The following is a 24156-nucleotide window of genomic DNA, read 5'->3' as shown; positions in this document are numbered from 1 at the left end:
TCCTCGGTGCTACTCGGCCGAGGGCGCCTCACCCTCGTCCGTGCCGGTGGCAGCGGCACCCTCGGCGTCGGTGTCGTCCACGGCCAGATCGCCGTCGACTTCCTCCGCCTCGCGGCCCGCCTCGGCGTTACGGGCGATACCGACGACGGCATCGCGCTTGCCCAGGTTGATCAGTTGGACGCCCATGGTGTCACGGCCCGTCTCCCTGACCTCGTTGACTCGCGTACGAATCACACCGCCCGAGAGTGTGATGGCGAGGATCTCGTCGGTCTCCTCGACCACCAGCGCACCGACCAGTGACCCGCGGTCCTCCACGATCTTGGCGGCCTTGATGCCGAGGCCGCCGCGGCCCTGGACGCGGTACTCGTCGACGCGGGTCCGCTTCGCGTACCCACCGTCGGTGGCAGTGAACACGAACGTACCGGGTCGCACCACATTCATCGAGAGCAGTTCGTCTCCCTCACGGAAACTCATGCCCTTGACACCCGAGGTGGCGCGGCCCATCGGCCGCAGCGTGTCGTCCGTGGCGGTGAACCTGATCGACTGCGCCTTCCTGCTGATCAGCAGCAGGTCGTCGTCGGACGAGACCAGCTCCGCGCCGATCAGCTCGTCGTCGCTGCCGTCCTCCCGCTCACGCAGGTTGATGGCGATGACACCGCCCGCGCGCGGCGAGTCGTAGTCCTTCAGCGGCGTCTTCTTCACCAGACCCGCCTTGGTCGCCAGGACCAGGTAGGGCGCCGCCTCGTAGTCGCGGATCGCGAGGATCTCGGCGATCGCCTCGTCCGGCTGGAAGGCCAGCAGGTTGGCCACGTGCTGACCGCGCGCGTCCCGGCCGGCGTCCGGCAGCTCGTATGCCTTCGCCCGGTACACCCGGCCCTTGTTGGTGAAGAACAGCAGCCAGTGGTGGGTGGTGGAGACGAAGAAGTGGTCGACGATGTCGTCTTCCTTCAGCTTTGCCCCGCGCACGCCCTTGCCGCCGCGCTTCTGCGCCCGGTAGTCGTCGGTCTTGGTCCGCTTGATGTAACCGCCGCGGGTGACCGTGACGACGATGTCCTCCTCGGCGATCAGGTCCTCCATGGACATGTCGCCGTCGTAGGGCACCAGCATGGTCTTGCGGTCGTCGCCGTACTTCTCGACGATCGCGGCCAGCTCCTCGCTGACGATGCCGCGCTGGCGGACCGGCGAGGCGAGGATCTGGTTGTACTCGTTGATCTTCGCCTGGAGCTCGTCGTGCTCCTGGACGATCTTCTGCCGCTCCAGGGCCGCGAGGCGCCGCAGCTGCATCTCGAGGATGGCGTTGGCCTGGATCTCGTCGATCTCCAGCAGGCCCATCAGGCCCGTACGCGCGATCTCGACGGTGTCGCTGCGCCGGATCAGCGCGATGACCTCGTCGATGGCGTCCAGGGCCTTCAGCAGGCCGCGCAGGATGTGCGCCCGCTCCTCGGCCTTGCGCAGCCGGAAGCGCGTACGGCGGACGATGACCTCGATCTGGTGCGTCACCCAGTGGCGGATGAACGCGTCAAGGGACAGCGTGCGCGGCACGCCGTCGACCAGCGCCAGCATGTTGGCGCCGAAGTTGGTCTGCAGGTCGGTGTGCTTGTACAGGTTGTTCAGCACGACCTTGGCGACCGCGTCCCGCTTGAGGACGATGACCAGGCGCTGGCCCGTGCGGGAGGACGTCTCGTCGCGGACGTCGGCGATGCCGCCGATCTTGCCGTCCTTCACCAGGTCGGCGATCTTCTGCGCCAGGTTGTCGGGGTTCACCTGGTACGGCAGCTCCGTCACCACCAGGCACTGGCGGTTCTGGATCTCCTCGACCTCGACCACCGCGCGCATGGTGATCGAGCCGCGGCCCGTGCGGTAGGCCTCCTCGATGCCCTTGCGGCCGACGACCAGCGCGCCGGTCGGGAAGTCCGGGCCCTTGATCCGCTCGATGAGCGCGTCCAGCAGCTCCTCGTGCGAGGCCTCGGGGTTCTCCAGGTACCACTGGGCGCCGGCGGCGACCTCGCGCAGGTTGTGCGGCGGGATGTTCGTCGCCATACCGACCGCGATACCGGCCGAGCCGTTGATCAGCAGGTTCGGGAAGCGCGACGGCAGGACGGTCGGCTCCTGGGAGCGGCCGTCGTAGTTGTCCGTGAAGTCGACGGTCTCCTCGTCGATGTCGCGGACCATCTCCATCGACAGCGGCGCCATCTTGCACTCGGTGTAGCGCATCGCCGCCGCCGGGTCGTTGCCCGGGGAGCCGAAGTTGCCGTTGGAGTCCACCAGCGGCATCCGCATCGACCACGGCTGGGCGAGGCGCACCAGCGCGTCGTAGATCGAGGAGTCGCCGTGCGGGTGGTAGTTGCCCATGACGTCGCCGACGACACGGGCGCACTTGTAGAAGCCGCGCTCGGGGCGGTAGCCGCCGTCGTACATCGCGTACAGCACCCGGCGGTGGACGGGCTTGAGGCCGTCCCGGACGTCGGGCAGCGCACGCGAGACGATGACGGACATCGCGTAGTCGAGGTAGGAGCGCTGCATCTCCGTCTCGAGCCCGACGGGCTCGACACGCTGGGCGATGGCGCCGTCGCCCTCGGCCGTGACGGGAGTGTTCTCGTCGGTCATTGCTGGTGAAGATCCTTCCCTGTGCGGTCAGCTGAGACCGACTCAGATGTCGAGGAAGCGGACGTCCTTGGCGTTGCGCTGGATGAACTGCCGGCGCGCCTCGACGTCCTCGCCCATCAGGACCGAGAACAGCTCGTCGGCCTGCGCGGCGTCGTCGAGGGTGACCTGGCCGAGGACCCGGTGCTCCTGGTCCATCGTCGTCACGCGCAGCTCCTCGGCGTTCATCTCACCGAGACCCTTGAAGCGCTGGATGGAGTCCTCGCGCACCCGCTTGCCCCGCTGGCGGCCCAGCTCCAGCAGCGCGTCGCGCTCGCGGTCGGAGTAGGCGTACTCGACGTCGTCCTTGCCCCACTTGATCTTGTACAGCGGGGGACGCGACAGGAACACGTGCCCGGCCTCGACCAGCGGCCGCATGAAGCGGAACAGGAAGGTCAGCAGCAGGGTGTTGATGTGCTGGCCGTCGACGTCGGCGTCCGCCATCAGGATGATCTTGTGATAGCGGAGCTTCTCGATGTCGAAGTCCTCGTGCACGCCCGTGCCGAACGCGGAGATCAGCGCCTGGATCTCCTGGTTCTGCAGGATCTTGTCGATGCGCGCCTTCTCGACATTGAGGATCTTGCCGCGGATCGGGAGGATCGCCTGGTACTCCGGGTTGCGGCCGGACTTGGCCGAGCCGCCGGCGGAGTCACCCTCGACGATGAAGATCTCGCACTTGGTGGGGTCGTTGGACTGGCAGTCGGAGAGCTTGCCCGGCAGGGACGCCGTCTCCAGCAGGCCCTTGCGGCGGGTCAGATCGCGCGCCTTGCGGGCCGCCACGCGCGCGGTGGCCGCCTGGATGCCCTTGCGGACGATGTCCGCGGCCTCGTTCGGGTTGCGGTCCAGCCAGTCGTTGAGGTGCTCGTAGACCGCCTTCTGCACGAAGGTCTTCGCCTCCGTGTTGCCCAGCTTGGTCTTGGTCTGGCCCTCGAACTGCGGCTCGCTCAGCTTGACCGAGATGATCGCGGTCAGGCCCTCGCGGATGTCGTCACCGGTGAGGTTGTCGTCCTTCTCCCGCAGCAGCTTCTTGTCGCGCGCGTACTTGTTGATCAGGGACGTCAGCGCGGCGCGGAAGCCCTCTTCGTGGGTGCCGCCCTCATGGGTGTGGATGATGTTGGCGAAGGAGTACACGCCCTCGCTGTAGCCGCTGTTCCACTGCATCGCGACCTCGAGGGACAGGCTCTTGTCCTTGTCCTCCGCCTCCAGCCCGATGATCGTGGGGTGGACGACGTCGCCCTTGCGGGCGTTGAGGTACTTCACGAAGTCGACGATGCCGCCCTCGTAGTGGTACGTGACGGTCTTGGCCTCGTCCTTCTCGTCGGCGCCCGCCTCGTCCGCCCCGGCCGTGGCCTTCGCCGACTCGCGCTCGTCGGTGAGCTTGATCGTCAGGCCCTTGTTGAGGAACGCCATCTCCTGGAAACGCCGCGACAGCGTCTCGAAGGAGTACTCGGTGGTCTCGAAGATGTCGGGGTCGGCCCAGAAGGTGACCGAGGTGCCGGTCTCCTGCGTCGCCTCGTGCTGGGCCAGCGGCGCGGTCGGGACGCCCATCTTGTAGTCCTGCGTCCAGCGGTGGCCGTCGGTCCTGACCTCGACCGCCACCTTGCTGGACAGGGCGTTCACGACGGACACGCCCACGCCGTGCAGACCACCGGAGACCGCGTACCCACCGCCGCCGAACTTGCCGCCCGCGTGCAGCACCGTCAGCACGACCTCGACGGCCGGCTTGCCCTCGGAGGGCACGATGCCCACGGGGATGCCACGGCCGTTGTCGACGACGCGCACCCCGCCGTCGGGGAGGATCGTCACGTCGATGGTGTCCGCGTAACCGGCCAGCGCCTCGTCGACGGAGTTGTCGACGACCTCGTACACGAGGTGGTGCAGTCCGCGCTCGCCGGTCGAGCCGATGTACATGCCGGGTCGCTTGCGGACCGCGTCCAGACCCTCGAGGACGGTGATGGCGCTGGCGTCGTACGAGGCCGCCGCGACCTCGTTGTTCGAGGTGTCGCTCGCGGCGGTCGCGCCTTCGTCGGTGGACGGGATGTTCTCGTTGGGGTTGCCGGAATCGGCCACGAAGCGCCCTTTCTGGCACAGCACGAGCCGGGCTCGTCGGCGGTTGCCGGAGCGGCTGCGGCATGGTGCGTTGGTAAGCCTTGATCAGCGTTGCTCAGCGTTTCCCGGGCGGTCCCCACATTGGGGCGGGATTGTCTTCCAGTCTACCGGTAGCACTGACACTGATGGGGGTTTGCCGGTACCTGAGTCCGCATGTGGCGCCCTGAACCGGTCTCGGCCGACTCCCGATATGCGGATGGGGGCTCCAAGAGGCTCACAGCGGCACTCAGCGCTTCGAGCTGTCAACCCTTTGCTACTTGGGAGTCAGGTCGGGATTCGCCAGCTTGTACGGGCGTGCGACGACCCCCGTCACGGCACCCCGCAGCACGTGACGTACGTCACCTGTAGGAGTCGTCGGGCCCACCGCTGCCGGGCGCCCGCAGGGGCCCGTACCGGCGCACCGGGCCGCCCGGCCCCTGCACCTTGATCATGCGGACCCGGCCGTGCCCCAGGTCCTCGTTGAGCCGCGCGACCAGCGTCGGCGCCAGCAGCCGCAGGTTCGTCGCCCACGCCGTGGAGTCACAGCGCACGACCAGCACCCGCTCGTCCTCGTCGTACCGCTCCGGCTCGCAGTGCTTGGCCACGTCCTCGCCGACGATCTCCGGCCAGCGGCCCATTACCCCGCCCACCGCGGCCGGCGCCTCCCAGCCCCGCTCGGTGATCAGCCGGTTGATCGCGGCGCCCAGCGCCATCGGGTCGCGCCCGTCCGCGCGCGCGCCGGAGCGCAGCCCGCCGCGCCACGCCTGCTTCTTCTGCTGCGCCGCGTCCCCACGCGCGCGTGCCGCCTCCTTCGCCGCCCGCAGCGCCACGCGCGCGAGGTCGACACCGGAGGGCTCGGGGGTCCTGCCGCGTCCCGCCGCGGAGTCGGAGGCCTCACCGCGGCCGCCCGCGGCGCCGGGGGCCTTGCCGCGTCCCGTCTCGTCACCGCTCATACGCGCTCCACCGTCCCGCCGGACACCGCGTACCGCGCCCCGGCCAGCACCTCGGGTACGTCGTCGTCGACCGCGGCCGTCACCAGCACCTGCTCGCCGGGCGCCACCAGCTCCGCCAGCCGCTCCCGGCGCCGCGCGTCCAGCTCCGCGAAGACGTCGTCCAGCACCAGCATCGGCTCGTTGCCCTCGGCGCGCAGCAGGTCGTAGGAGGCCAGCCGCAGCGCGAGCGCGTACGACCAGGACTCGCCGTGCGAGGCGTACCCCTTGGCGGGCAGCTGGCCCAGCTTCAGCACCAGGTCGTCCCGGTGCGGGCCGACCAGCGTCACGCCCCGCTCGATCTCCTGCTTGCGGGCCTCGGCGAGCGCCGCCGTCAGCTGCCCGTACAGCTCCTCGCGGGTGTGCGCCTCACCGGGCGCCGACGGCTTGTACTCCAGCCCGACCGGGCCACCGCCCGGGGCCAGCTGCTCGTACGCCTTGTCGGCCAGCGGCTGCAGCGCCGCGATCAGATCGAGCCGCTGCGCGAGCAGCTCCGCGCCCGCGCGGGCCAGATGCTGGTCCCACACGTCGAGCGTCGACAGGTCCATCGAGCGGCCACCGTGCCGGCGGGCGAGGGCCGCGCTCTTCAGCAGGGTGTTGCGCTGCTTGAGGACCCGCTCGTAGTCCGAGCGCACCCCCGCCATGCGCGGGGAGCGGGCGGTGATCAGCTCGTCGAGGAAGCGCCGCCGCTCCCCGGGATCGCCCTTGACCAGCGCGAGGTCCTCCGGCGCGAACAGCACGGTCCGTACGATCCCCAGTACGTCCCGGGGCCTGACCTGCGAGGACCGGTTGATGCGGGCGCGGTTCGCCCTGCCCGGGTTCAGCTCCAGCTCGATCAGCTGCTGCCGCTCGCCCTGGCGGACCTGCGCCCGGATGACCGCCCGGTCGGCGCCCATGCGGACCAGGGGGGCGTCGGAGGCGACGCGGTGGCTGCCGAGGGTGGCGAGATAGCCGACCGCCTCGACGAGGTTGGTCTTGCCCTGCCCGTTCGGGCCGACGAAGGCCGTGACGCCCGGGTCCAGCGGGACCTCGACCCGGGCGTAGGAGCGGAAGTCGGCCAGCGACAGATGCGTGACGTGCATGGTCGTACGCCGACCTCCACCCATGTCCTTCGTGTGCCGATTACTTCTTCTCGACCGCGTGGCCGCCGAACTGGTTCCGCAGCGCCGCGATCATCTTCATCTGCGGCGAGTCCTCCTGACGGGAGGCGAACCGCGCGAACAGCGACGCGGTGATCGCCGGCAGCGGCACCGCGTTGTCGATCGCGGCCTCCACAGTCCAGCGTCCCTCACCCGAGTCCTGTGCATAACCCCGCAGCGCGTCCAGATGCTCGTCCTCGTCGAGGGCGTTCACCGCCAGGTCGAGCAGCCAGGAGCGGATGACGGTGCCCTCCTGCCAGGAGCGGAAGACCTCGCGGACGTTCTCCACGGAGTCGACCTTCTCCAGCAGCTCCCAGCCCTCGGCGTAGGCCTGCATCATCGCGTACTCGATGCCGTTGTGGACCATCTTCGCGAAGTGGCCCGCGCCGACCTTGCCCGCGTGCACCGAGCCGAAGTCGCCCTCCGGCTTGAGCGCGTCGAAGACCGGCTGCACCTTGGCGACGTTCTCCGCGTCGCCGCCGTACATGAGCGCGTAGCCGTTCTCCAGGCCCCACACGCCGCCGGAGACGCCGCAGTCGACGAAGCCTATGCCCTTGGCGGCCAGCTCCTCGGCGTGCCTCTCGTCGTCCGTCCAGCGGGAGTTGCCGCCGTCCACGACCACGTCACCGGGCTCCAGCAGCTCGGCGAGCCGGTCGATCGTGGACTGGGTGGGCTCGCCGGCCGGGACCATCACCCACACCACGCGCGGAGCGGAGAGCTTGCCCACAAGCTCCTCCAGGCTGTGGACATCCGCGACGTCCGGGTTGCGGTCGTATCCGATGACGGTGTGGCCCGCGCGGCGGATCCGCTCGCGCATGTTGCCGCCCATCTTGCCGAGGCCGACGAGACCGAGCTCCATCAGTTGTGTTCCTTAGGTCGCTGTGTGGCGTACGGGGCGCCGTGGCACCCCCGGGGCACCCTCGTACCCCTGCCCGAGCCTAAACCCGGACGGTCCCGCACAGCTGTGGGCATACGCGCTCAAACGTGGCCGCTCACCTGGGGATTCACCGCCCCGCCGGTCCACAGCCTGTGGACCGGCGGGAACCGCGCGAACCGGCTCAGCCGCTCAGCCGCACCGGCATGATCAGGTACTTGTACGCCTCGTCCGCCTCGGCGTCCACGCCCGGCTTCCCGGACAGCAGCGCCGGCTTCGTCGACGTCGTGAACGACAGCTGGGCCACCGGGGAGTCGATCGCGCTCAGACCGTCCAGCAGGAAGGTCGGGTTGAAGGCGATCGAGATGTCGTCGCCGTCCAGCTGCGCGTCGACCCTTTCCACAGCCTGTGCGTCGTCGCTGGAGCCGGCCTCCAGGATGAGCACGCCCTGCTCGAAGCTGAGCCGCACCGGGGTGTTCCGCTCGGCGACCAGCGCCACACGCTTGACGGCCTCGACGAACGGCGCCGTCTCGATCGTCGCCACGCTGTTGAACTCCGTCGGGAACAGCGTCCGGTACTTCGGGAGGTCGCCCTCCAGCAGCCGGGTCGTCGTCCGCCGTCCGGCGCCCTCGAAACCGATCAGGCCCTCGCCCGCGCCGGAGCCCGACAGCGCCAGCGTGACGCTGTCACCGGCGCCCAGCGACTTGGCGGTGTCCAGAAGCGTCTTGGCGGGCACCAGGGCGACCGCGGACGCCTCCGGGTTCTCCGGCTTCCACAGGAACTCGCGGACCGCGAAGCGGTAGCGGTCGGTGGAGGCGAGCGTGACCGTGTCGCCCTCGATCTCGATGCGCACACCGGTCAGCACCGGCAGCGTGTCGTCGCGGCCGGCGGCGATGGCCACCTGCTGGACGGCGGCGGAGAAGACCTCGCCGGGGACGGTGCCCGTGGCGTTCGGCATCTGCGGCAGCGCCGGGTACTCCTCCACAGGGAGGGTGTGCAGTGTGAACCGGGACGACCCGCAGACGACGGTCGCCCGTACACCGTCTGTGGAAATCTCCACCGGACGGTTGGGCAGCGCCCGCGAGATGTCGGCGAGCAGGCGGCCGGAGACCAGGACCGTGCCCTCCTCCTCGACCTCGGCCTCGACGCTGACCCGCGCGGAGACCTCGTAGTCGAAGCTGGACAGGCTCAGCTGGCCGTCCTCGGCCTTCAGCAGGAGGCCGGCGAGCACAGGCGCCGGCGGACGGGCCGGGAGGCTGCGTGCCGCCCAGGCCACTGCCTCCGCGAGTACGTCGCGTTCCACCCGGATCTTCACCGTAAGCCGCCTCCTGCTGTTGCTACTGAGTCCTCCGACTCGGTGTCACCGCCTCCTGGGACGGGAAGAACACCGGGGACCAGTCTGACGCACCGCACTGACAGTAGGTGCCTGTCGGGGTCAAGTCGCTCGAAGGGGCAGCCGGGCCCGATGCGCCGAGTTGTGCACAGGACCCGCTTCCAAACGATTTCCGGGCTCTCTCTAGTTGTTCGTAGTAGTAGGGCCTGTGGATACCGTGGATAACCACGTTTGCCCAGCTCAGCGCCGGAATTTTGTCCACTGCCCCTGTGGGCGGAGCCGGTGGACAACCCGGGGTCTCTGTGGAGAACGGAAAGTTCTGCACACACCGCCCACAGGTCGAGGGCAGTTCTCCCCAGCTGCGTCCCCAGGTTTACCCACGTTTCCCACACCCCAATCCGGCACCCTCGTGTGACGGCTTTCACTCGGCCCGGTGACCGGGGGCGTCGCGTTGCCGAACAGTGGACAGTCATGTGGAGAAGTCGCCGATCACTGGGGACAAGCGGCCCGAACCTGTGGGTTGCCCGTGGACAACTCCGTGCACAGCTTGTGGATCACGGCGTTGTCCACAGTCTGTGGAGATCGTTCGTCCACGAATCCACACCCCTCTGACCTGCCCGGACGGCCCCGGCTGCCTGCCCCTGTGGACGCCCGTCTGGACAACTCGGCGGTCCCCAGTCTGTGGACGCGAGAAAGTCGCCGAATCTGTGGAGAGAGGCCGTAACCCGGCAGTTATTCGAACAGCGGATGGCACGCGTGTGCACGGCGGGAGCCCGCCCCGGCGACGAAAAGCGCCCCCGGGACGGATCCCGAGGGCGCCTTCAGAGCCGTATCGCGCGCGTGTCAGCCGTTCTTGATGCGGTTGGTTAGCTCCGTCACCTGGTTGTAGATGGAGCGCCGCTCGGCCATCAGATTGCGGATCTTGCGGTCCGCGTGCATGACCGTCGTGTGGTCCCGGCCGCCGAACAGCGCGCCGATCTTCGGCAGCGACAGATCCGTCAGCTCACGGCACAGGTACATCGCGATCTGCCGGGCCGTGACCAGCGCCCGCCCGCGCGAGGTGCCGCACAGGTCCTCCACCGTCAGCCCGAAGTAGTCCGCGGTGGCGCTCATGATGGCCGTCGAGGTGATCTCCGGCGCCGAGTCGTCCCCGCCCGGGATCAGGTCCTTCAGGACGATCTCCGTCAGGCCCAGGTCCACCGGCTGCCGGTTGAGCGAGGCGAACGCCGTCACCCGGATCAGCGCGCCCTCCAGCTCACGGATGTTCCGCGAGATCCGCGACGCGATGAACTCCAGCACCTCCGGCGGGGCGTTCAGCTGCTCCTGCACCGCCTTCTTGCGCAGGATCGCGATCCGCGTCTCCAGCTCCGGCGGCTGCACGTCGGTGATCAGACCCCACTCGAAACGGTTCCGCAGCCGGTCCTCCAGCGTCACCAGCTGCTTGGGCGGCCGGTCGCTGGACAGCACGATCTGCTTGTTCGCGTTGTGGAGCGTGTTGAAGGTGTGGAAGAACTCCTCCTGCGTCGACTCCTTGTCCGCCAGGAACTGGATGTCGTCGACGAGCAGGATGTCCATCTCGCGGTAGCGCTTGCGGAAGCTGTCGCCCTTGCCGTCGCGGATGGAGTTGATGAACTCGTTGGTGAACTCCTCCGAGCTCACGTACCGCACGCGCGTGCCGGGGTACAGGCTGCGCGCGTAGTGCCCGATGGCGTGCAGCAGATGCGTCTTGCCGAGCCCCGACTCCCCGTAGATGAACAGCGGGTTGTACGCCTTCGCCGGCGCCTCGGCCACCGCGACCGCGGCGGCGTGCGCGAAGCGGTTGGAGGCGCCGATGACGAACGTGTCGAAGAGGTACTTCGGGTTCAGCCGCGCGGTCGGCTCACCGGGTCCGGTCGCCGGCGCGGGCTGTGCCGCCAGCGGACCGGGCGCACCCGTGGTGGGCAGGTTCGGGCCGACGGGGCCGCCGCGGTGCACCTGCCCGGAACCGCCCGGCGGCTCCGGCAGCTCACGGCGGGCGCCGTCCCGCTGGTCGTAGTCCCGCTTGTCGTAGTCACGCGGCTCGTAGTCCCGCTTGTCGTAGTCGCCGCGCTGCGGCTCGTACTCACCGCGTGAGGTGTCGTAGTCGGGGCGCTGCTGCTCGTACGGCGGGCGCTCGGCGCGCTCCGGCGACGGCGCGCGGTAGTCCGGCGCGGGGGTGTACGAGTCCTGCGGGCCGTAGGAGTCGCCGTAGCCGTCCTGCGAGGACGGGGAGGCGTACGGGTCGCGCTCGGGGAAGCCCAGGCGCTGCTGCTGCCAGCCGTAGTCGTCCTGCGTGCGCGGCCAGGCGCCCGGCTCGGGGCGCTGGTACTCCGACGGGTAGGCCGGCCGGGCCGTCGGCAGCTGGTCGCCGCGCCCGCCGGGCAGGTCGGGACGGTCCGGCCGCTCGGCCCGTTCCTGCCGGGGGCCGGGACGGTCGTCGCGGCCGGGGAGCGGCTCGGCGCGGTGGCGGCCGTACCCCTCGTACGGGCTGTCGTACGAGGGCAGCTCGGGCTGCTCCTCGTAGCGCGGCGGCGGCTGCTCCTCGTACCGCGGCTGCTGGTCCTCGTAGCGCGGGGACTGCTGGGCCGGGGGCGCGGGCGGGGCCGGGGGCTCGCCCGCCGAGTCGTCGACGGTGATCGCGATGCGGATCGGACGCCCGCACTCACGGCTCAGGCTGTCGCTGACGACCGGCGCCAGCCGGCCCTCCAGTACGCCCTTCGCGAACTCGTTCGGTACGGCGAGCAGGGCCGTGTCGGCGACCAGCGCGAGCGGCTGGGTGCGCCGCAGCCAGTGCTCGTCCCTGCCCTCGACCCCCTGGCCGCGGCCCTCCCCGAGAAGCTGCTCCAGTACGCGTGGCCACACTGCGGCAAGATCGGCAGGTACGTCAGCCACAGGGCACGCTCTCTCACAGGTCCCTCGAACGTGTGGTTCGGGGATGGGGTCGGGATGTGAATCGGGTGGTTGGGGACAAGGGAACGAATCGGAGTTCAGCCACGGTAGTCAGCGCGGCGGGTAGGGTTCAAGTTGTTGTCCCCAGCCTGTGGATAGTGTCTCCCGGTGACCCCTGGTTTGACCGGATGGCGTAGCCGCGCGTACCGTAACCAGGTCGAGTTGTCGATGGCTGCTGCCGCCTGCCTCCGATGGGCACAGATCGCTCTAGGTGATCGGAAAGCGGTGCACTCGGGCGTAACTGCGAGCTACTCGTGGGCGCACGGTGACAGCCAGGACGGCACCCCGCCACCACCGATTTCTTCTGGAGCCCCCGAGTGAGCAAGCGCACCTTCCAGCCGAACAACCGTCGTCGCGCGAAGACCCACGGCTTCCGGCTGCGTATGCGCACCCGTGCCGGCCGCGCGATTCTCGCGTCCCGCCGTAGCAAGGGTCGCGCCCGTCTGTCCGCCTGATCCCGGTCAGGTCATGACGTCGTGCTGCCCACCGAGAACCGGCTGAGGCGGCGCGAGGACTTCGCGACCGCGGTACGACGGGGTCGCCGGGCCGGCCGCCCGCTCCTCGTCGTCCACCTTCGTAGCGGTGCCACGGACCCGCACGCGCCAGGGGAGAGCGCTCCCCCGACGCGTGCGGGTTTCGTCGTGAGCAAGGCCGTGGGAGGTGCCGTCGTCCGCAACACGGTGAAGCGCAGACTGCGTCACCTGATGCGGGACCGGATCGACCGGCTGCCCCCCGGTAGCCTGGTAGTCGTACGAGCGCTGCCCGGTGCGGGTGACGCCGACCACGGACAGCTGGCCCGAGACCTGGATGCCGCCCTGGGGCGGCTGCTGGGAGGGGGCGCGCGATGAAGTACCCGCTGCTGGCTCTGATCAAGCTGTACCAGTGGACGATCAGTCCACTGCTCGGGCCGGTGTGCAAGTACTACCCCTCGTGCTCCCACTACGGCTACACGGCGATCGACCGGCACGGCGCGATCAAGGGGACAGCACTTACCGCCTGGCGCATTCTGCGGTGCAACCCGTGGTCGCCGGGCGGTGTGGACCATGTTCCGCCGCGCAAGCGTCCGCGGTGGCACGAAATGCTGCGTGACGCCTGGCGTGCACGCAGGGGCGGGCCCTGTGCCGCCGAACCGGCCACCGACGGGGAGATCCCTTCGAGCCCGGCCGCAGAGACCTCGTCCCATGCCCAAGGAGCATGATTAGTGGACACGATTGCCAGCCTCTTCAGTTTCATCACCTGGCCCGTCTCATGGGTCATCGTCCAGTTCCACAAGGTGTACGGCGCGATCTTCGGCCCTGACACCGGGTGGGCCTGGGGCCTGTCCATCGTGTCTCTGGTGATCCTGATCCGCATCTGCCTGATCCCGCTCTTCGTGAAGCAGATCAAGGCGACGCGCGCGATGCAGACGCTCCAGCCGGAGATGAAGAAGATCCAGGAGCGCTACAAGAACGACAAGCAGCGCCAGTCCGAAGAGATGATGAAGCTGTACAAGGAGACGGGCACCAACCCGCTCTCCTCGTGCCTTCCCATCCTGGCGCAGTCCCCGTTCTTCTTCGCCCTGTACCACGTCCTCAACGGCATCGCGACGGGCAAGACGATCGGCGTCATCGACGATCAGCTGCTCGCCAGCGCCCGGCAGGCCCACATCTTCGGTGCCCCGCTGGCCGCGAAGTTCATGGACGGCCAGGCCAAGGTGGAGGCCCTCGGCGCCACGCTGACCGACGTCCGCGTCGTCACCGCCGTCATGATCGTCCTGATGTCGGCGTCGCAGTTCTTCACCCAGCGCCAGCTGATGACGAAGAACGTCGACACCACCGTGAAGACGCCGTTCATGCAGCAGCAGAAGATGCTGATGTACGTCTTCCCGGTCATCTTCGCCGTCTTCGGCATCAACTTCCCCGTCGGTGTCCTCGTCTACTGGCTGACCACCAACGTGTGGACCATGGGCCAGCAGATGTACGTCATCCGCAACAACCCGACCCCGGGTTCCAAGGCTCAGGCCGCCTACCTGGAGCGCCTGTACAAGCACGTCACGCACCACGGCAAGGCGCGCAAGCGCAGCGAGCGCACGATCATCAAGGCGATCGTCGCCAAGGGCCGCGACCGCAACGAGTTCGAGCGCAAGTTCATCAACGGCCTGAACAAGGCCGGCCTGGCCGCCCAGGCCGACGGCTCCGTGATCCGCAGCGAGACCCAGGCCGCCGTGCAGACCGAGGACGGTACGCCGACCACCACGGCCGGGACGCCGAAGCGCCAGCAGCCCAAGCGCCAGCCGAAGTCCAAGCGCCAGTCGGGCACCACCCCCGGCGGCACCGGCTCGACCGCCGCCTCGTCGGCCTCGTCCGCGTCGTCCCCGACGTCGCTGAGCAAGTCCGACGAGCCCCAGGACGCCAAGCCCGGCGCCGCCGACAAGAAGCCCGGCAACGGCACCCGAAGCAAGGCCCAGTCCGGCCAGCGCAAGGGCGGTCCGCAGCGCCCCAAGTCCCCGTCCAAGAAGTAAGAAGGAGCCCATCCCGTGACGGAAGGCACCACCTCCGCCGAGGGTGCAGACACCCTGACCCGCCTGGAGCAGGAGGGCGAGATCGCGGCGGACTACCTCGAGGGTCTGCTGGACATCGCCGACCTCGACGGCGACATCGACATGGACGTCGAAGCCGACCGTGCCTCCGTGTCGATCATCAGCGACACGGGCAGCCGCGACCTGCAGAAGCTGGTCGGGCGGGACGGCGAGGTGCTGGAGGCGCTGCAGGAGCTGACCCGGCTCGCCGTGCACCGGGAAACCGGTGACCGCAGCCGGCTGATGCTGGACATCGCCGGGTACCGCGCCCAGAAGCGCTCCGAGCTGTCCGAGCTGGGCGCCAAGGCCGCCGCCGAGGTCAAGAGCAGCGGTGAGCCCAAGCGGCTCAAGCCGATGACCCCGTTCGAGCGGAAGGTCGTGCACGACGCGGTCAAGGCCGCGGGGCTGCGCAGCGAGTCCGAGGGCGAGGAGCCGCAGCGCTTCGTCGTCGTGCTGCCCAACTGATTCGGTACGTAGTCATCCCCGGCCCCGTCTGTTGCGCAGGCGGGGCCGAACTTTGTCAGCCTGTAGTTCTGGTGGTCGGCGCGCAACGCGCTGATGCGGTACGGAAGGACGGTCCCCGTGACGGAGGCAGCGGAGCTTCCCCCTGCGCCCGAGCAGGCGCGCGACGTATTCGGTGATCGCTTCACGGATGCGGTCCGATACGCCGAGCTCCTGGCGGAGGCGGGAGTGCGGCGCGGGCTCATCGGCCCGCGGGAGGTGCCCCGCCTGTGGGAGCGGCACCTGCTGAACTGCGCGGTGCTCTCGGAGGTCGTCCCCGAGGGCGTCACCGTGTGCGATGTCGGCTCCGGTGCCGGTCTGCCCGGCATCCCCCTGGCCCTGGTCCGCGAGGACCTGAAGATCACGCTGCTGGAGCCGCTGCTGCGCCGCACCAACTTCCTCACCGAGGTCGTGGAGCTGCTGGGGCTGGACCATGTCACCGTCGTCCGCGGCCGTGCCGAGGAGGTCATGGGCAAGCTGCCCCCGGTCCATGTGGTGACGGCGCGCGCGGTGGCACCGCTGGACCGGCTGGCCACCTGGGGCATCCCGCTGCTGCGGCCCTACGGCGAGATGCTCGCCCTCAAGGGCGACACGGCCGAGGAGGAGCTGAAGGCCGCGGCGACGGCGCTGAGCAAGCTGGGGGCGGTGGAGACGTCGATCCTGCATGTCGGGGAGGGCGTGGTCGATCCGCAGTCCACGGTCGTGCGGGTCGAGGTCGGGGAGAGCCCCGGCGGTGTGCGCTTCGCGGCCAAGCGGGCCAAGGCGGCCCGGACGGGCCGGGCTCGGCGCCGTCGCTGAGCGTCGTACTCCACATAAGCTGCCCAACCTACGCATGACGGAGTGTCGCGACAGTTCGGCCTCGGCTGCTGTGCATCGTGTTTCACGTGAAACGTCGCTCACTGCTGCACGGCATCATCAGTCGGGGCCGCGCCGCGGCCGACCCCCGCGACCGTAAGCCCCTCGGCTCCCTTGATCGGGCGTCAGACGCGGAGTCTCCGTCCCCCATGAGGGGCACGGAGTTGTCCACAGAGGTGGATTTCTCCACAGAAGACAAGGGCTCACTGGCTCACGACCCCGAAGACATGCGAGGCTCTGTTCATTGCGAGCCTGAAGTCGAGGAGAGTGAATCCTTGCGGTCCGACGCCAACATCGCGGGACCGATGACCGATCCGGTCCCCGGTCCCCGTACCGAGTCGACGGGGGAGGATGTTTCACGTGAAACACCGCCCCCGATGGACGACACCCCGATCGGTCGTGCGGCCCAACTCGCGGTGGAGGCACTGGGCCGCGCCGGCGAGGGTCTCCCGCGACCCGAGCAGACCCGCATCATCGTGGTCGCCAACCAGAAGGGCGGTGTCGGCAAGACGACGACGACCGTCAACCTTGCCGCTTCCCTGGCCCTGCACGGGAGCCGGGTCCTGGTGGTCGACCTCGATCCGCAGGGCAATGCCTCCACCGCTCTGGGTATCGACCACCACGCCGAAGTTCCGTCCATCTACGACGTGTTGGTGGAGAGCAAGCCGCTGTCGGAGGTCGTCCAGCCGGTCGTCGACGTCGAGGGCCTCTTCTGCGCCCCCGCCACGATCGACCTGGCGGGTGCGGAGATCGAGCTGGTGTCCCTGGTGGCCCGCGAGAGCCGGCTCCAGCGGGCCATCCAGGCCTACGAGCAGCCGCTGGACTACATCCTCATCGACTGCCCGCCCTCGCTCGGCCTGCTGACGGTCAACGCGCTGGTGGCGGGCCAGGAAGTGCTCATCCCCATCCAGTGCGAGTACTACGCGCTGGAGGGCCTGGGCCAGCTGCTGCGCAATGTCGACCTGGTGCGGGGGCACCTCAACCCCACACTGCATGTGTCGACCATCCTGCTCACCATGTACGACGGCCGGACGCGTCTGGCGTCCCAGGTCGCGGAAGAGGTGCGCACCCACTTCGGTGACGAGGTGCTGCGGACGAGCATTCCCCGCTCCGTCCGTATCTCCGAGGCGCCGAGCTACGGGCAGACGGTGCTGACCTACGATCCAGGATCGAGCGGCGCCCTCTCCTATCTTGAGGCCGCACGAGAGATCGCGCTGAAGGGCGTCGGCGTCAGCTATGACGCGCTCCACGCCCATATCGGCGCACAGAGCAACCCGAACATGGTGGAGGGGATCCAGTGAGTGAGCGACGGAGGGGGCTGGGTCGAGGTCTTGGCGCACTGATTCCCGCTGCCCCGACAGAGAAGACCCCGGCTGCGACGGCGCTGGGAGGCGGAGCGTCCACGTCTCCGTCCGGCGTTCCGACGCTGACGGCCGAACGCGGGGTGGCCGCGGCGAAGGTGGCCACGCTGGCGCCTGTTTCACGTGAAACAGAGGAGCCCTCGGCTCCCGCAGTGCCCGCACCTCCCGTGGGGGCCCACTTCGCCGAGGTCCCGCTGGACGCCATCGCGCCCAACCCGCATCAGCCGCGTGAGGTGTTCGACGAGGACGCCCTGGAAGAGCTGATCGTCTCCATCCGCGAGTTCGGGCTTCTCCAGCCGGTCGTAGTCCGCCAGGTACAGCCCGGCAGCTACGAGCTCATCATGGGCGAGCGCCGCTTCCGCGCCTGCAAGAAGCTGGGGCTGGAGAGCATCCCGGCGATCGTCCGGCACACGGACGACGACAAGATGCTCGTGGACGCGCTCCTGGAGAACCTCCACCGGGCGCAGCTCAACCCGATCGAAGAGGCGAACGCCTACGACCAGCTTCTGAAGGACTTCAACTGCACGCATGATCAGCTGGCGGAGCGCATCGGCCGGTCGCGCCCCCAGATCAGCAACACGCTGCGGCTGCTGAAGCTGTCGTCCACGATCCAGCTCCGTGTCGCCGCCGGCGTGCTGTCGGCGGGGCACGCCCGGGCGCTGGTCGGCATCGAGGACCCGGAGGAGCAGGACCGGCTCGCCAAGCGGATCGTCGCCGAGGGGCTCTCCGTGCGGTCGGTCGAGGAGATCGTGACCCTGATGGGGTCGCGGGAGCAGAAGGCCCCCCGGACCAGGAAGCCGCGCGCCGGTGCCCGGATCTCCCCCGCCCTCAACGACCTGGCGTCCCGGCTGTCGGACCGGTTCGAGACGCGGGTGAAGGTCGACCTCGGACAGAAGAAGGGCAAGATCACTGTCGAGTTCGCGTCGGTGGAGGACCTGGAGCGCATCCTCAGCACCCTCGCCCCGGGCGAGGGCCAGGTCCTGCAGACCCTTAAGGACTCGGGGCCGGACGACTCCGACGACTGATGCGGGCCGGAGCGGGCCGTGTCCGGTGTGTACCGGAACACGGCCCGCTCTTTGCTTTCAGCGGGTATGGAGGGAATCGCTTCGTGGATACGATGCGATCGGGTGCTCTGACAGCCGCCCGCAGAACAGCGGGCGAGGGAAGCGAGGAACAGCCTTCATGGGCCGTCGGCTCGTACCGCTCACGCTGGACAACCTTGAGGACCTTCCCCAGCGCTGTCGCGCGTGCGTCTTCTGGGAGCTGGACCCGGTCAGCGGCGAAGCCGCGATCAAGGCCGGTACATCGGCACTGGAGAAGGAGTCCTGGATCTCCGCCGTCCTGCTGGACTGGGGCTCCTGCGGACGGGTCGTCTACGTCGATGACGTCCCCGTCGGCTTCGTGCTCTACGCACCGCCCGCCTACGTCCCGCGCTCGGCGGCGTTCCCGACGAGCCCGGTCTCACCGGACGCCGTGCAGCTGATCACCGGCTTCATCATGCCGGGCTACCAGGGGCAGGGACTGGGCCGGGTGATGGTGCAGACGGTCGCGAAGGATCTGCTGCGCCGGGGCTTCAAGGCGATCGAGGCGTTCGGCGACGCCCGATGGAAGGAGCCCGCCTGTCTGCTGCCCGCCGACCATCTGCTCGCCGTGGGCTTCAAGACGGTGCGCCAGCATCCCGTCCATCCCCGGCTGCGGCTGGAGCTGCGCTCCACGCTGTCCTGGAAGGAGGACGTGGAGATGGCGCTGGACCGGCTGCTGGGCGCGGTGCAGAAGGAGCCGGCCCTGCGACCGCTGTAACGCAAAGGGGCCGACCCGGGTGGGTCGGCCCCTTCGTGTTTCACGTGAAACGTCACTCGGCGATGAAGTCCTCGAGGTCGCGGACGATCGCGGCCTTCGGCTTGGCGCCGACGATGGTCTTGGCGACCTCGCCGTTCTGGTAGACGTTCAGCGTCGGGATGGACATCACGCCGTACTTGGCCGCCGTGCCCGGGTTCTCGTCGATGTTCAGCTTGACGACCTCGATCTTGTCGCCGTACTCGGCGGCGATCGCCTCCAGGGACGGCGCGATCTGACGGCACGGACCGCACCAGGCGGCCCAGAAGTCCACCAGGACGGGCTTGTCGCTCTTCAGGACGTCCTGCTCGAAGGTGTCGTCGGTCACGTTCTTGAGGGTGCCGGCCACGGCGGGCTCCTTAACTGTTGGTGCGTGGGGCGGGTTGGGGGGGGGTCAGACAGAGGTCTTCTCGGGCTCGGCCTGCTGCTCGCTGTCGCCCAGAGCGGCGAGGAACCGCTCGGCGTCGAGGGCGGCGGAGCAGCCGGTGCCGGCCGCGGTGATGGCCTGACGGTAGGTGTGGTCGACGACGTCACCCGCGGCGAAGACACCGGTGAGGTTGGTCCGGGTGGAGGGAGCGGCGACCTTCAGGTAGCCCTCCTCGTCCAGGTCCAGCTGGCCCTTGAACAGCTCGGTGCGCGGGTCGTGGCCGATCGCGATGAACAGGCCGGTGACCGCCAGGTCCGAGAGTTCGCCCGTCTTGACGTTGCGCAGCTTCAGACCGGCGAGCTTCTGGTCGCCCTGGACCTCGGCGACCTCGCTGTCCCAGACAAACTTGATCTTCGGGTCGGCGAAGGCGCGCTCCTGCATCGCCTTGGAGGCGCGCAGGGTGTCCCGGCGGTGGACCACGGTGACGGACTTGGCGAAGCGGGAGAGGAAGGTGGCCTCCTCCATCGCGGTGTCGCCGCCGCCGATCACGGCGATGTCCTGGTCCTTGAAGAAGAAGCCGTCACAGGTCGCGCACCAGGAGACGCCCCGGCCGGAGAGCGCGTCCTCGTTGGGCAGACCGAGCTTGCGGTGCTGGGAACCGGTCGTGACGATCACGGCCTTCGCGCGGTGGACGGTGCCGGCGGTGTCCGTGACGGTCTTGATCTCACCGGTGAGGTCCACGGAGACGACGTCGTCCGGGACGAGCTCGGCGCCGAAGCGCTCCGCCTGCGCCCGCATGTTGTCCATGAGCTCGGGGCCCATGATGCCGTCACGGAAGCCCGGGAAGTTCTCCACCTCGGTGGTGTTCATCAGGGCGCCACCCGCGGTGACCGCCCCTTCGAAGACCAGCGGCTTCAGCGACGCGCGCGCGGTGTAGAGCGCCGCCGTGTACCCGGCGGGCCCGGAGCCGATGATGATCACGTTACGGACGTCGCTCACGGCTTGATTCCTCGTCTCTGGACTGCGTCGTACGGCCGGTGGGAGCCCCTGTCAGAACTCTCACCCCACCCAACGGATCCTAAGGGGCGCGCATTCCCACTGTGTCCGGGCACACGGCGGACGGTCACCGTACGGGATACCACGCCGTGCGGTGACCACGCCTGTGACGCTCAGGGACGCGGGTAGGAGTTCTTCAGCAGGACCTTGGCGCTGTCGGCCGAGGAGGGATCCTTCACGCAGGTCGCGTCCACGATGTAGGCGGTGACCCGGCCGCTGTTCCCTGTCTCGGGCAGCACGACGAGCAGGGCGTCGGTGCCCTGGTAGGTGCCTTCCTCGGTGGCGAGGGCCGCGTCCTTGCGGCCGATGCCCTTCTGCACGCACTCCGGAACGGTGAGCTGCCGGTAGACCCGGGGACCGCCGGTGTCGGACTCGATGCCGAGGCTGCGGGGGGCGCGAGAGCCGCCGGTTTCCGCGTTCTGCGCGAGGAGGTCGGTCACCTGACGCTGGAGGGTGCCCCGGGCGAAGGTGTCCGCGGTGGTCGTCTGCGGCGCCTTGGCGGTGCCGGAGCCACCACCGGTCAGCGAGGTGACCAGCACGGTCCCGAGGCCCACTGCGGCGGCACCGAGCACGGTGCTCAGAACGGCGACCTTCCGGCGCCCGCGCCGGGTCCGCTCCTTGCGACCCGGGCCGGTGCCGGCGGTGCGGGGGCGTCCCGAGGGGCGGTCCGGGGCCGATGTTTCACGTGAAACATGAGCGCGGTCACCCACGGCGGCGGCGCTGACCGCCTCGTGAGCGGTGTCCGCGGGCTCCGCGGGTCCGGGAGCGGTGGCGTCGAGCAGCGCCTCCGCGGCGAGAGCGGCGTCGATGCGGTGCGCGACGTCGTCCGGCATCCGGGGCGGGCCCGGCAGGGTGCCCAGCAGCCCGCGGATCTCCTCCAGGGAGGCGTGGACGTCCGCGCACAGCTCGCAGGCGTCCAGGTGCCGCCGTACATCGGCGGTGCGGGACGGTGGGAGCAGCCCTTCGGCGAGGTCGGAGATCTCGGTGACGTCCGGGTGCCCGGCCATGTCCGTCGTCGATGTCACGCTCGCCCACCTCCGCCCTTGACTGCAGCTGAGTCGTTCGGTCCTGGATCGCGGGGACCTGTGTCGTGCGGTCCCGCTGCGGGTGGGACGGATGTCCCCTGCGCCCGGTTCCGTTCTTCGCCCGTTCGGTCCGTCTCTCCGGTGCTTTCCGGCCGCAGATGGGTGAGCAGTGGCAGCAGCCGGGCTCTGCCCCGGGCGCAGCGGCTCTTGACGGTGCCCGTCGGCACATCGAGGACACGGGCGGCCTCGGCGACCGGGTAGCCCTGCATGTCGACGAGGACGAGGGCGGCCCGCTGATCCGGCGGGAGCGTGCCGAGCGCTTCCAGCAGCTGGCGGTGGAGGTCGTTGCGCTCGGCCGGCGCGGAGGCCGACTCGTGCGGCTCCAGCAACTGCTCCAGGCGTTCGGTGTCGTCGACGGGGGAGGTCTTGCGGGAGGCGGCCTTGCGGGCGCGGTCGAGGCAGGCGTTCACCGTGATGCGGTGCAGCCAGGTCGTGACGGCCGACTGACCGCGGAAGGTGTGGGCGGCCCGGTAGGCGGAGACGAGGGCGTCCTGCACCGCGTCGGCGGCCTCCTCGCGGTCCCCCAGCGTCCGCAGCGCCACCGCCCACAGCCGGTCGCGGTGACGCCGGACGATCTCACCGAAGGCGTCGGGATCCCCGTCGACGTGCCGGGCGAGCAGCTCCTGATCGCTCAGCCCGTCGTGTCCGGCGCCCTCCGCCATCGGCCCCCTCCCCCTTCGGTGAGATGTCAGCCCGTGAACTTCACGTCGGTGACGGCCTGCTTGTAACCGGCGCTGCTGAAGTCGTCCTGGGGTGCCTGCGGCACATCAGTGATCCACAGCAGCACGTACTGCGTCTTGAGCTTCTTCGACGCCTTCACCGTGAGAGAGGTTCCGCTCGTGGTGGCGGTTCCGATCTCCTTCGCGGAGTCGACGGGCGACGACGGCGACAGGGAGTCCGTGGCGTACAGGTGGACCGTCGTGTGGTCACCCGGGTACCTGAGCCCTATCGACACGCCCGAGACCTCCTGCGGCGAGCCGAGGTCGTAGACGATGCCCACGCCGGGCTTGTAGGGCGCCAGCTTCGGACCCTCGTTGTACCGCTTGGTGCGCCAGAACGTGGAGCTGTCGCCGTCGTAGGTGTTGCCCACGTCCTCCGGGGCCTGCGCGGACCCCTCGGCCACGTACTCCTGCGCGCTCTGGATGGAGATCGGCTTGGCCGGGCGGATCTGGTCGCCGTTCTTGTCGTTGCCGTCCGTCGTCTGCGTCTGATTCGTGTCGTCGGACCTGCCCTGGTCCATCAGCGCGTCGGCGAGCTGCCAGCTGCCCAGTCCCAGGGCGGCGATGAGCAGCGCGGAGACGGCCCACTTCAGCGCCTTGCCGGTGCGGCTCTGCAGCGGGGGCGGCGGGGCGGGCACCGGCTGGGTGACCCCGGGGTGCGGCGCGGGACGGCCGTAGGTGCCCTGCTGGTACGTGGTGCGCTGGTACTCCGGCGGCGCGGTGAACGCCGGCTCCGGCGGGCGGATGCGGGGCATCTCCCCGATCGCCTTCACCAGCTCCTCCGGCGTCGTGCACGGCGCCTCGTGCCGGGAGGCGGTGGCGCCGTCGTTGGCGAGCGCGCGCATCGCCAGCTCCGACAGTCCGCGGTGCACTCCGGCGCGGACCTGGTCCGGCGGGATCAGGCCGAGGTCCTTCGGCAGGCCGGACAGGCCGTAGGCGTCGTTCTCGTACGGCCAGCGCTGGGTCAGCGCCGCGTACAGCAGGGCGCCGATCGCCTCGGTGTCGGTGCGCTGCGGGCTGGTCGAGGTGACACCGCGCAGCGCGGCGTTCACGGCCAGCCCGCGGATGCGCCACTGGCCGGTGGAGGTGCGCAGTACGGCATTGGGGTTCAGCCGCAGATGGGACAGACCCTCGCGATGGGCCGCGGCCATGGCGGCGGAGAGCTGACTGACCATCTGGTAGGCGTCGTGCGGCTCCAGCGGCCCGGCCGCGAGGAGCGTCGTCAGCTCGGTGGCGTCCGGCAGCCACTCGTGGACGACGTAGACGAGGTCGTTCTCCTCGACGGCGTCCAGCACCTGCACGAACCGCGGGTCGCCGAGCAGCGCGGAGGAGCGTGCGGCGGCCAGCACGGTACGGGCCCGTGCGTGGTCGGCGGGCAGGATGTGGACGCCGACGGCGCGCCGCAGTTTCTCGTCGACCGCGCGCCAACTGCTGAATCCGTCCAGACGGGTGACGCACTCTTCGAGCCGGTAGCGTCTGGCGAGCTTGTGGCCGCTGTGCAGCTCGGGCGGTGAGGCCTTCCCGGGACCCTGCGTCCCGCCACTCCCCTGTGCCTCGTCGTTGTCCGTGTCCCGCTCCCGGTTCTTGGCCACCCCGTCGGCCGTGGACTGGTCCGCCTGTGCGGTCAGCGGCTCGTCGCCGCTGTTGTCTGCCACGTCGACGGCAGCCGTACTCCGTTCCGCCACCGTCGTTCCTGCCTCCCCATCCATTGCGCGCCGTGCGACACCTAGCGCGCCGTCCGACGCCGAAACCAATTGTGCCCACAGTCCGCCGCTCTGCACGACAC

General features: G+C 69.5%; 20 protein-coding genes and 2 pseudogenes. 9 read left to right on the top strand and 13 right to left on the bottom strand.

Annotation, left to right across the window (positions count from 1 at the left end; genetic code table 11):
• Positions 1–9 precede the first annotated feature (9 nt).
• The 8 genes and pseudogenes from gyrA to IE308_RS37605 form a co-directional block, all read right to left on the bottom strand.
• Entirely contained in the window at positions 10–2607 is a 2598-nt protein-coding gene (gene gyrA, locus IE308_RS24100; protein ID WP_110629210.1) for a DNA gyrase subunit A, read from the bottom strand.
• Positions 2608–2649: 42 nt separating this feature from the next.
• Entirely contained in the window at positions 2650–4737 is a 2088-nt protein-coding gene (gene gyrB / locus IE308_RS24095; protein ID WP_110629209.1) for a DNA topoisomerase (ATP-hydrolyzing) subunit B, read from the bottom strand.
• Positions 4738–5090: 353 nt separating this feature from the next.
• Positions 5091–5684, bottom strand: coding sequence for a DciA family protein (locus IE308_RS24090; RefSeq protein WP_190219530.1), 594 nt, complete (start codon positions 5682–5684; stop codon positions 5091–5093).
• Entirely contained in the window at positions 5681–6802 is a 1122-nt protein-coding gene (gene recF / locus IE308_RS24085; protein ID WP_190219529.1) for a DNA replication/repair protein RecF, read from the bottom strand. Before recF ends, IE308_RS24090 begins: the two co-directional genes overlap by 4 nt.
• 40 nt (positions 6803–6842) lie before the next feature.
• On the bottom strand, positions 6843–7718 hold the full coding sequence (gnd, locus tag IE308_RS24080; protein ID WP_110629206.1) for a phosphogluconate dehydrogenase (NAD(+)-dependent, decarboxylating): 876 nt from the start codon (positions 7716–7718) through the stop codon (positions 6843–6845).
• A 199-nt stretch (positions 7719–7917) separates the two neighbouring features.
• Positions 7918–9048, bottom strand: a complete 1131-nt coding sequence (gene dnaN, locus IE308_RS24075) for a DNA polymerase III subunit beta (RefSeq protein WP_110629205.1) — start codon at positions 9046–9048, stop codon at positions 7918–7920.
• 861 nt (positions 9049–9909) lie between these two features.
• Positions 9910–11454, bottom strand: a pseudogene (gene dnaA, locus IE308_RS24070) (chromosomal replication initiator protein DnaA); the annotation flags it as partial.
• Positions 11455–11538: 84 nt separating this feature from the next.
• Positions 11539–11976 (bottom strand): annotated as a pseudogene (locus IE308_RS37605) (chromosomal replication initiator protein DnaA); the annotation flags it as partial.
• Positions 11977–12350: 374 nt separating this feature from the next.
• Here IE308_RS37605 and rpmH point away from each other — a divergent pair.
• The 9 genes from rpmH to IE308_RS24025 all read left to right on the top strand — a co-directional run bounded on the left by rpmH (position 12351) and on the right by IE308_RS24025 (position 19107).
• A complete protein-coding gene (gene rpmH, locus IE308_RS24065) occupies positions 12351–12488 on the top strand; it encodes a 50S ribosomal protein L34 (protein WP_003956500.1) in 138 nt (45 codons plus the stop codon).
• Between the two features lie 21 nt (positions 12489–12509).
• Entirely contained in the window at positions 12510–12881 is a 372-nt protein-coding gene (gene rnpA / locus IE308_RS24060) for a ribonuclease P protein component (RefSeq protein WP_110629203.1), read from the top strand.
• Complete coding sequence (gene yidD / locus IE308_RS24055; RefSeq protein WP_110629202.1) at positions 12878–13231, top strand: membrane protein insertion efficiency factor YidD; 354 nt, start codon at positions 12878–12880, stop codon at positions 13229–13231. The genes rnpA and yidD overlap by 4 nt, the downstream gene beginning before the upstream one ends.
• Positions 13232–13234: 3 nt before the next feature.
• On the top strand, positions 13235–14533 hold the full coding sequence (gene yidC / locus IE308_RS24050) for a membrane protein insertase YidC (RefSeq protein ID WP_110629201.1): 1299 nt from the start codon (positions 13235–13237) through the stop codon (positions 14531–14533).
• A gap of 15 nt (positions 14534–14548) precedes the next feature.
• Positions 14549–15055, top strand: coding sequence for a Jag family protein (locus IE308_RS24045; protein ID WP_110629200.1), 507 nt, complete (start codon positions 14549–14551; stop codon positions 15053–15055).
• A gap of 117 nt (positions 15056–15172) precedes the next feature.
• Positions 15173–15889 carry a 16S rRNA (guanine(527)-N(7))-methyltransferase RsmG gene (rsmG, locus tag IE308_RS24040; protein WP_190219527.1) on the top strand — a complete coding sequence of 239 codons (717 nt, stop codon included), beginning with the start codon at positions 15173–15175 and terminating at the stop codon, positions 15887–15889.
• A 284-nt stretch (positions 15890–16173) separates the two neighbouring features.
• On the top strand, positions 16174–17247 hold the full coding sequence (locus IE308_RS24035; RefSeq protein WP_110636722.1) for a ParA family protein: 1074 nt from the start codon (positions 16174–16176) through the stop codon (positions 17245–17247).
• Positions 17244–18332: a ParB/RepB/Spo0J family partition protein gene (locus IE308_RS24030; RefSeq protein ID WP_190219526.1), complete on the top strand. Its 1089-nt coding sequence runs from the start codon at positions 17244–17246 to the stop codon at positions 18330–18332. Before IE308_RS24035 ends, IE308_RS24030 begins: the two co-directional genes overlap by 4 nt.
• Before the next feature lie 157 nt (positions 18333–18489).
• Positions 18490–19107 carry a GNAT family N-acetyltransferase gene (locus tag IE308_RS24025; protein WP_110629197.1) on the top strand — a complete coding sequence of 206 codons (618 nt, stop codon included), beginning with the start codon at positions 18490–18492 and terminating at the stop codon, positions 19105–19107.
• 52 nt (positions 19108–19159) lie between these two features.
• On the opposite strand, the gene trxA is transcribed toward IE308_RS24025, so the two are convergent.
• From trxA to IE308_RS24000, 5 genes are all read right to left on the bottom strand, one after another.
• Positions 19160–19492, bottom strand: coding sequence for a thioredoxin (gene trxA / locus IE308_RS24020; RefSeq protein WP_110629196.1), 333 nt, complete (start codon positions 19490–19492; stop codon positions 19160–19162).
• Positions 19493–19537: 45 nt separating this feature from the next.
• A complete protein-coding gene (gene trxB, locus IE308_RS24015; RefSeq protein WP_190219525.1) occupies positions 19538–20509 on the bottom strand; it encodes a thioredoxin-disulfide reductase in 972 nt (323 codons plus the stop codon).
• A 170-nt stretch (positions 20510–20679) separates the two neighbouring features.
• Positions 20680–21591 carry an anti-sigma factor family protein gene (locus IE308_RS24010; RefSeq protein ID WP_190219524.1) on the bottom strand — a complete coding sequence of 304 codons (912 nt, stop codon included), beginning with the start codon at positions 21589–21591 and terminating at the stop codon, positions 20680–20682.
• Positions 21588–22313 (bottom strand): RNA polymerase sigma factor SigM, encoded by a 726-nt coding sequence (gene sigM, locus IE308_RS24005; protein ID WP_190219523.1) that lies wholly within the window; start codon positions 22311–22313, stop codon positions 21588–21590. Before sigM ends, IE308_RS24010 begins: the two co-directional genes overlap by 4 nt.
• Positions 22314–22339: 26 nt before the next feature.
• Entirely contained in the window at positions 22340–24055 is a 1716-nt protein-coding gene (locus IE308_RS24000; protein WP_190219522.1) for a protein kinase family protein, read from the bottom strand.
• Between the last annotated feature and the right edge of the window lie 101 nt (positions 24056–24156).

The organism is Streptomyces griseosporeus (assembly GCF_014656055.1).
GTDB lineage: Bacteria > Actinomycetota > Actinomycetes > Streptomycetales > Streptomycetaceae > Streptomyces > Streptomyces griseosporeus.
The sequence above is the reverse complement of the archived record's forward strand: the minus strand, read 5'-3'. Positions and strand labels throughout refer to the sequence as shown.